We start from the raw sequence: 8,461 nt of genomic DNA, 5'->3' as shown, positions 1-8,461 counted from the left end.
GCTAGCGTCCAGGTCGATTTGACTATAAATATGACTGAGGTTGCTTAACCTTTCTTCTATGACCCCCTCGATTTGTCGAGCGGACTGGGCGAGCGCTGGATTTCGACTGATAATCTCCTTGTTTCCATCCATTAGTTCTCCAAGCACCCCTACGTGGACATTGGTCTCGTCATAACTGCCTAAGTTGGAAAGTCCTCTTTCAAATCTGGCCAGGTCTTCTTCCCTATAGTCGGAATTCTCAAAAAAGGCAGGAATAAATTCACAACCCTCCTTGAAACCATTGTTGATACGAATTGTATTCTCTAAATTCTGTATGGCTTCCTTAACATCACTTTTTAGTTCCACAATATACTCATCAAACTCCGCCTGCGCTTTCCGGTCCTCGTTCCAGTTGTTTAACTGAAGCGCCAACATGATGCCGACAACAATTAACAGTATTTCCCCAAGCGCATAAGTCAGGTACCGCACCAGCTCCCCTTCAGTGAAGAGTTACATTCGGATACTGCGAAAGTGGGATTTCATTGTGCTTCGTAATCCTCCACCGCGTCACTGATGCGGTCCGCTTTCGTGGTACGGCCGCCTTGGTATAGGTTAACATGGGTTACGCGCCCCAGTTCGTCGGTAAAAAACTCCAGCTGGGCATCCACAATCTTCAAAAAAAACTTCCTCTCGGACTCGGCAAAAACAGGTAAGATGTCCTGCCCTGTGATCTGGGCTGTCAGTTGCCCGTCGGTGAATCGGATCGTGTTCGTGATCTTCGGCATGAGCTGATACACGCCCTCATAGCGTCGCAACGTCGTGGCCGGCACTTCGATCTCGACATGCTCTTTCGGTGGTGGGGTGAGTGGTATGTTTGCATTGATCAGGTGCATACCGATATCATCAGAACCATGATTTGAATTGGTGAGCACTACAGCGCCAACACCCCTGTCCGGATCGAACCCAGCAAACGTTCGATAGCCTCCTGTGCCACCGTTGTGCCAGACAATCTTGTCTTCTCCCTGATTAAAGATGATCCAGTTCAATCCGATGTCATTTGGCCCGCCAAAACTGTTCCGTGCCTGGTGACTTTCGCGCATGGCCTCTTCCAGTGACGTTTCGGCGGGGCCGGTATTGGCAGCAATAAACTTCAGCATGTCTGTCATGTCGGATCGCAGCGCGCCTGCGCCGGCAAGCGTCGGGATATTCCAGTTCGAGACGACATTACCTTCCCTATCGTGACCCTTCGCCAGCCGGTACTGCATGTCCTCGTTTAAGGTAATGCTAGTGTGGTTCATGCCGAGAGGCTCTAGAATGCGCTCGCGCACGAGTTCTTCATAGCTGCCACCATGAGTCTGGGCGAGTGCATGTCCGAGCAGACCTACTGCAAGATTTGAATACTCGACCTCGGCACCAATGTCCCGCCGGAGTTGGTGACCGGACAGGAACTCATACATTTGTTCGACCGTGTAGTCTGCGTACGGATTGCTGTCATCTGCGGGAGCAAAGTTGTCTGGTATCCTGGGTAATGCCGAGCGGTGCGTCGAAATATCGAGGAGTGTAATTTCCCTGCCGCCCCGTGTCGGTATTGTGACTTCATCTTCCGGTAGGTATTTTGCGATGGGATCGTCGAAGGACACCTCGCCCCTTGCGACCATGTCGGCGAGCAATATTCCCGTGAATACTTTGGTGATTGATCCGATTTCGAAGACGGACCGCGGTCCAAACGGTTGCGCGCCCGGACCGGGATCACCTGCCGAGAATATTCGCGTCGAACCATCGGCTTCCATGACACCGACCATGATGCCAACGGCGCGATTTTCATCGACGCGTGCCTGGACCAGCGCCTGGATCTCAGGAGAGGAAGGGAAATGTTGCTGAGGTGTCGTGTCCTGCGCCTCTTCCTTTGCATAAACGGTAAACGCAAGCATGCACAGCAGTAGGCTCGCCGCCTTCAAACGGTTTCGATACATGGTATTTCCCACTGATAGCAATTTGCTATTTAGAGGCGCAGTCTCTGACGTGACAATTTTTCTGTTCATTGTTACAAGTGTTATCTCAGCGTTTTTGGACTTTTGTTCCGGTCTTCCGTTGGAAGCTGGCCGTGTCTCGCCAGAGCCTTTTCTTGCGACGGCGGATCTTGTCGAACTACGTTCTCGGAGCATCTTGGGTAACAAGCTTTTCATTACTATGTGCCTTTTGCGCTTTTTATGGTTCCAATTTATAATCCTCCAATAACACATCAAACCGCGGATTCCCCCTGCCCTGAGCTTTGTCGAAGGTCCGCCGCCGGTCGAAGATGAACCAGAGGTCGAGCTCACGGAAATGGATGCGGCCATTATTTTAAATCCCTCCTTAATTGACTGATAATGTCACGGGTTTCGGCAACTCGCTCATGAAGCCCATCCTGGTAACGCCAGGCATGATATTCAATGCGATCATCGGGCTCGGCTACTTCCTCTTCGATCTCCTTTAAGTATCGCTCACACTGATCCAGATTGGCTGCTGCCGTTATTGCGTTGTGGAAACCTCCGCCATCCACCGAGACATAGACCGGTGTCGTGTGTGCCGACTGATATTTGCCAGCCGTGCTGCGAGCCGCTATCCATATCCCATGCTCGGCGGGAAACTCCATATCAATAACAAGTTCCTCACTCGATTGCCCCTGGTCTTTGATGGATACTGATTTCAATACCCGGCTATGGCCAATGAGTTCCAGTTTCTGCAATGGGACTCGATCCGAGTGACCAAAAGCCTTGGCGGAAATGCGCAATGTATCGCCTTTGCTTACCTGAACCGTGTCTCCGGGCAAGGCGCCGTTTACCCGCAATTCGAGCATGGGTCCGCTACTGACAAATGTCCGCCCGGCTTTAAAATTCTCTTTCCATCCTTCAAACGAAAAAGCATCTCCCACATGGGTATAGAATCGTGCGTTGCCGATTTGAGCGAAGCGTCCCGTAACGTCGTTTTCCTCATTTGGCCATTCGCCACACCAGGGGAAATCAGAACCGGCGGTAGCAGTCAGTTTGAATCCGAGATCGAGGAAAAAATAATAATGTTCCGAGTGAACCGGGCCCTCAGCCACACAGAATTGCAGCAGTTCCAGGAAATCCAATTTGTTGCGGAGCACGTCCATGGTCATGCCACGGTATCCGTGAAAGGACATGCCCTGGTGGGCGTAACCGGTCAATCCGTTCAACTCATGAACCCGATCGAAGACCCGGTCGTAAAAATAGTACTCCTTTTGGAAACGGGCTGTGTCATCGGCGAGCAAAGAAATCGTGTGGCCAATCTCATGCGTTCGCGGCTCCTCTTGCCCCGGTGTAAGCACGCGCCCATCATCCTCGAACACGCCCTCGTCGCCAAACGCGTATTGCTCATAATAGGTGCTCCAGAAGTCCCCCATCCGCAGCATCGCGCCCACATGAACATCCTCTGCTGCGATCCATGTCAGAATGTAGGGATTTTCCCGCGGCGAACGACGGATGTGGATATGGTCGTCGGCCGAATACCATCCCCGCTCAGGCATATTGATCCAGCGCTCCAAGGCCAACCGCTTCGTTGTATTTCCGCCGGGTGTTAGCTCGAGCTCGATATCCTTTGCCAGATACTCGAAGCCTTTGGAAATGGTTAGACGATAACTTCCAGGAACAACTTCGATTTCAAACCCACCATCCACGTAAAACGCACCATCGGGCTGAAAGGCGTAACCCTCAGCCCGATCAAAGCGGCCGTACATTACGCCTATGCCGACAGCGGGAATTTCCGCGGCCTCATCGTTGACATTGATCAATCGCACACGCGCCTCTGTCGGTTCACCGGTAGTCGCGTCGGTAATCTCAACCACCAGACGTGAAAGTGGATCTTCTGCTTGGCCGAAGGTAGTCCCGGCCAAAGCCAGGCAAGTTCCACCAACCAGTAGCAACTGGATTCTTTTGAGCATAGGGCAAAGTCTCATGGTATCATTTTCCTTTCATGGTATTCAGTCTTTCAACAACGCATCAAACCTTGGATTACCTCTTAGCCGGTCGAAGATGAACCAGAGCTCGAGCTCCTGTTTCAATAGCAGGTCATGGTAGTCCAGTTCATTTGCCTTGGTCAGAGTTTCAATCGCTGCCTCGTGATCACCTGTAACTAAATAGGCGACTGCATTGCGGAATTCGATTTCTGCTTCGAACATGTATTTCCATCTGATGGAACTACCCTGCTCGCGGGTTATTACGATATTGGCATCCATCTTTTCCCGGTCGCCCACAAGCGCGTAGGAAAGCGTTAAATTGGTATGGTAATTGGGCGAAATCAGCGGATCTTCTTCAATTCTTCCTTCCAGGTAAGATCTGGTTTTTTCTGCTACTATAAGCTGTTTTTCAGTATCGCCTGTCTCGAAATAAATGAGAGCGGAAACAAGGCTTGTCGGCCTTATCACCAAACTGACTCCACCAGTGAGAGAAAACCCTTCATCCGGATCCAACTCTTCGATATGGCGCAACGCGTTTGGATAGTCGCGTAACATTACCGCTTTCCAGGCCTTGCCAGAGGGTGATTCAATAAAGCCGGGAATGGCTTCCATGTCAGAGATATACGCTTGCTTGTCTCCCGTTTGAAAATAATCAACTTCGGCCAATCGTTTCCGCCATTGGGTGGGATTGTCCGTCCACTCCAAATTGCGCAGGATCAACTCTCGCGCCTCTTTCCACATGAGTCCGACTTTGTAAGTGCTAAAAAGTCTATTATTGGCTCTTGGTGACAAAGGATCTGTGCGATGTATTGCCTCATGATGGTGTCGCGCTTCAGCCCCACGTCCTAGGTAACTATAACGATCGGCCAACTCACTTTGTGCCAAACGGAAGGCGGGATCTATGGCTAATGCTTCCAGCAGGAGACTGATCGCGAGGTCGTAGTTCTGTTTCTCATTCCATTCAATGGAGTATTGAACGAATGGAATATAGGCCAGATTGGGTCCGAGGCGCTTGGCTTGGTTAAAGGCATGGTAGGCATTTGCCAAAAGTTCAGGATTATTACGGCGTTCTTGGTTACTCCACAGGTCAATGCGTTCGACAGCCAATTGGGCCCACACCTCGGCGAAATTGGGATCAATGGCGGCCGCCTTCTCCAATAGCGCAATTCTTTCCTCATCCGTTCCGGACAACGAATCGATCATCTGCTTTACTTTCACGAAAAGGTCGTAGGCTTCCTGGTTTTCGGTGGGTCGCCGTTCGATTTGGGCAATCGCCTTCGGGGTTAACACCGTTTCCAACTTATCGGCGATCTCTTTGGCTACGTCGGCCTGGATGGTAAAGATATCGTCGAGACTCCGGTTGTAGTTTTCCGCCCAGAGGTGATCATCGGCCTGGGCGTCAATCAGCTGGACGGTGATCCTTACCTGATTACCCGCACGCCTGACCGATCCTTCCACCAGGTAGCGAACGCCGAGCTCCTTGCTGACCTCGGTGAGACTTTTTATCGTGTCACGATAACGAAGGGTTGAAGTACGGGAAATCACCCGCAGTTCGTCAATCCGGGATAGATTGGTCAGTATGTCCTCATGTACTCCGTCCGCGAAAAACGCGTTATTCGGATCGGGACTCATGTTGGCGAGGGGGAGTACGGCGATGGATTTGTCGGACTCAGAGAGTCCTTGGGACTTGGGGCTAAGGTTGGGGGACGAGCCCTTCGACATGCTCATGGCAGGGGATGTGTCCGAGCGGAAGTAGAAAAAGATGGAGAGGGCTCCAAAGATGAGTGTTGGGACCGCAGCGGCGAAAAGTAATGAATATAAGTTTCGCTTCTTAGCATGAGCCTTAGAGATCTCTGTTCCCTGAGCAATTTTGGTCGTCTTAATCCCATCCGGGGTCAGCTCAAACGCCCAGGCCAGAATGATGGCAATCGGGAAACCGAGGATCACACACAGCATGACAAACCTGAACGCCCAGATAGGAATGCCAAACCCTTCAAAAGTAAGGCCAGCCACCTGCATAATAACCCAACCCACGACCGCATAGGTAATCGCCACCCGCATAACCTTGCGACGCTTCAGTTCCTGCCAGAACTTCAAAAATCCTGAGGACTGGTCACGTCTTGGTGAAGAGCCTTTGTCTGGACTGGGAGGAGTATCTTGATCCATGGGGTAATGAGTTAGAGCACGGGAAGCCCATTCATATACATCCAATTTCCCACAAAAACTCAAGACTGGATTATCCGCCTTCGCTCGCTGGGTCTGCGGCGTGACGGGGACGGGCCGATCCGCCTTCGGTACTACGGCGTGACTAGGGTGCGTGGGACGAATTGGCTGGATGGGGTGTTTGAACAGGGATTGGGGAATGTCCTTTTACTCATCGGAACTGTGACCGCTTCAATAAATACCAATATGAATGGCGGGCTGGAAAGGCCACCTGCGCCCGGTCTCCATTCCTGTCCGTTTCCCGTCAACTTCAGTGTTTAAAGAAGCTCATTCCGTGCAATTGGTTGCAAGGAGAACCTTGATAGCATCGCTGAATACCACTGTTTATAAGGGGGACAAGTGGTGGCGGAAACTGCGTCTGTTTTTTTGCAAAAGTACGAGTTATCTCTTCACCTTGTGTCACGTAGTTTTGGAATCATCAATGCAGATCCCAGCAAGGCAATGGATCCTGCCCATAACCACCAGGAATCACCGATGCGTCCGTGGAACCAGATTCCTGCGCTGCTGAAGATTCCCGCGAGTCCCCACATCATGCCTTTGAAGCCAAAGTAACGACCACGGTAAGCTACGGGTGTAAGTCGACCCATGTAGGCCAAACCTATGGGGAAGCTAATAATCTCACCAAGAGTGAATAGTCCCATGGCGATGAAATAACCGCTCATTGTCTTGGCGAAACAGAACGATGCGGTGCCGATCGCGATGCACGCATACCCCAGCGTTATGACACGTTTGTAGTCCAGCCTTTGCATCCATTGGCAAAGAGGTAGTTCGATGACAACAATCAGCAGGCCGTTAAATGCCATCACCAACCCGTACTGGGCTGGAGTCAGTCCATTGTCGGTTGATGCAATCGACAATACGTTGAAGACCTGCTGGAAACAGGTGGCAACGAGGAAAACGGTCAGCAGGTATTGGAGTATGGGGCCGTGTTTCAGCATGTCCAGGAAGGCTTCATTCCAGCTCCTTAGAATCACCTGGAACGAGCTCACTTTTCCTTTGATCGTTCTCAAACCATGGGGCAGCCACACAAAGGCAAGTAAGGCGAAAACCAAAGTCGTTGCCGCATCACCTATGAAAATCAAAAACGGTGCTTTAACAAACAACAGCCCAGCGACGGTCGGGCCTGCCGCGAAACCCAGGTTGAGTGCTAAACGGAATAAGGCGAAAGCGGTCAGCCGTTTTTCTTCTGGAACCAAATCCGTCAACAAGGCGGTCGCTGGTGGACCGAAAAGAAACACCGCAAAGCCGTGAATGGTCGACCACAGTGCTAGCCACATTAAGCATTCACAGAAGTAGAGTACGATCAGAGTCAGGGCACTGCTGATCAATGAAACGACCAAGGTATTGCGTCTTCCTATCGCATCCGACAGGTAGCCGGCCACAAGGGGAGCGACCAATCCTCCCGCACTCAAAGATGCCAGGACCAAAGCGATCTCACTTTTGTCGAAACTTCGTTCCTGAAGAAACAAGGAGAAGAACGGAAATACGAAAGCACCAAACTTGTTGAGAAACTGCCCGATAATTAAAACGTAGACGGGCTTTTCAAACGTCGTCAGGTCGATCTTCAATTGTCTTGCAAAGCTGTATTGATTGGAGGCTCGGATGCGTTGAGTTAGCGTTTTCATTGTGATGTTTGGATTCGAAAAACAAAAAACCCTGCTCTTGGAAAAGCAGGGTTATCGAAAGTCTTTTTACTGGTCGCTGTTTCTATGGGGTCCCAGTACGATTCACCTGCTTGCGCTGCGCGCGTGTCCAATTAAAACGTACAATATTCACACGACCGTAGCTGTTAGCTTTAACGGTTAGAGTGAGAGGCTGTTTAAGCTCGTTGGACATCTGGTAATTCGTGGTGAAGCTGGCAACGAACAGCAGTTGTAGTTTTCCCGCAAGAATATTTTTAACGACTCACTTTAGCGGGGCGTGATTGTTTTTACGGAGTAAATCCCTGACGGCGGTTGTTGTTCGCCTCGCTGTCGCCTTCGGCTCGGTATGGCAAAACCGCCCTACCTAAGGTAGAAAAATCCAGGGTAGGGACCGATCGCCGAGCGGTCCGATATGCTGAAAGGGTTGTTCGTATATTTTTTTATTTGAACAGGAGGCAACGGAGAGAACGGAGGAAAAAATTCAATACAACTCTGTTTCCTCCGTTGCCTTGTAGGTCTCCTCATTATGAATTTACCGGATTTTGAGCACTTCCGAGAATGGGTCCAAACCACTCGTCGGAGGAAGTGCTCGAAAAATCCTTTGATGTTATTAGTCGTTGAAGGTGCCAGGAATCTGCGAAGCGGTTGCAACCGCTTC

General features: G+C 50.8%; 5 protein-coding genes. All 5 read right to left on the bottom strand.

Going from position 1 to position 8,461, the window contains the following annotated elements:
• Positions 1 to 468, bottom strand: a 468-nt coding sequence (locus O3C43_23855) for a DUF6090 family protein (GenBank protein ID MDA1069521.1), incomplete at its 3' end; no start/stop codon positions are given.
• A gap of 50 nt (positions 469 to 518) precedes the next feature.
• Positions 519 to 2,021 (bottom strand): serine hydrolase, encoded by a 1,503-nt coding sequence (locus tag O3C43_23850; protein MDA1069520.1) that lies wholly within the window; start codon positions 2,019 to 2,021, stop codon positions 519 to 521.
• Between the two features lie 296 nt (positions 2,022 to 2,317).
• The gene (locus O3C43_23845; protein ID MDA1069519.1) at positions 2,318 to 3,922 is read right to left on the bottom strand and encodes a CehA/McbA family metallohydrolase; all 1,605 of its coding nucleotides are present in this window, start codon (positions 3,920 to 3,922) and stop codon (positions 2,318 to 2,320) included.
• A gap of 39 nt (positions 3,923 to 3,961) precedes the next feature.
• Positions 3,962 to 6,103: a hypothetical protein gene (locus O3C43_23840; protein ID MDA1069518.1), complete on the bottom strand. Its 2,142-nt coding sequence runs from the start codon at positions 6,101 to 6,103 to the stop codon at positions 3,962 to 3,964.
• A gap of 446 nt (positions 6,104 to 6,549) precedes the next feature.
• Positions 6,550 to 7,785, bottom strand: coding sequence for an MFS transporter (locus O3C43_23835; GenBank protein ID MDA1069517.1), 1,236 nt, complete (start codon positions 7,783 to 7,785; stop codon positions 6,550 to 6,552).
• Between the last annotated feature and the right edge of the window lie 676 nt (positions 7,786 to 8,461).

This window comes from Verrucomicrobiota bacterium, from assembly GCA_027622555.1.
Lineage (GTDB): Bacteria > Verrucomicrobiota > Verrucomicrobiia > Opitutales > UBA2995 > UBA2995.
The sequence above is the reverse complement of the archived record's forward strand: the minus strand, read 5'-3'. Positions and strand labels throughout refer to the sequence as shown.

What these genes read in the sequence shown, in the direction of transcription:
- O3C43_23850 (MDA1069520.1), bottom strand. Translation starts at nt 2,021, where the DNA reads ATGAACAGAAAAATTGTCACGTCAGAGACTGCGCCTCTAAATAGCAAA.
- O3C43_23845 (MDA1069519.1), bottom strand. Translation starts at nt 3,922, where the DNA reads ATGCTCAAAAGAATCCAGTTGCTACTGGTTGGTGGAACTTGCCTGGCT.
- O3C43_23840 (MDA1069518.1), bottom strand. Translation starts at nt 6,103, where the DNA reads ATGGATCAAGATACTCCTCCCAGTCCAGACAAAGGCTCTTCACCAAGA.
- O3C43_23835 (MDA1069517.1), bottom strand. Translation starts at nt 7,785, where the DNA reads ATGAAAACGCTAACTCAACGCATCCGAGCCTCCAATCAATACAGCTTT.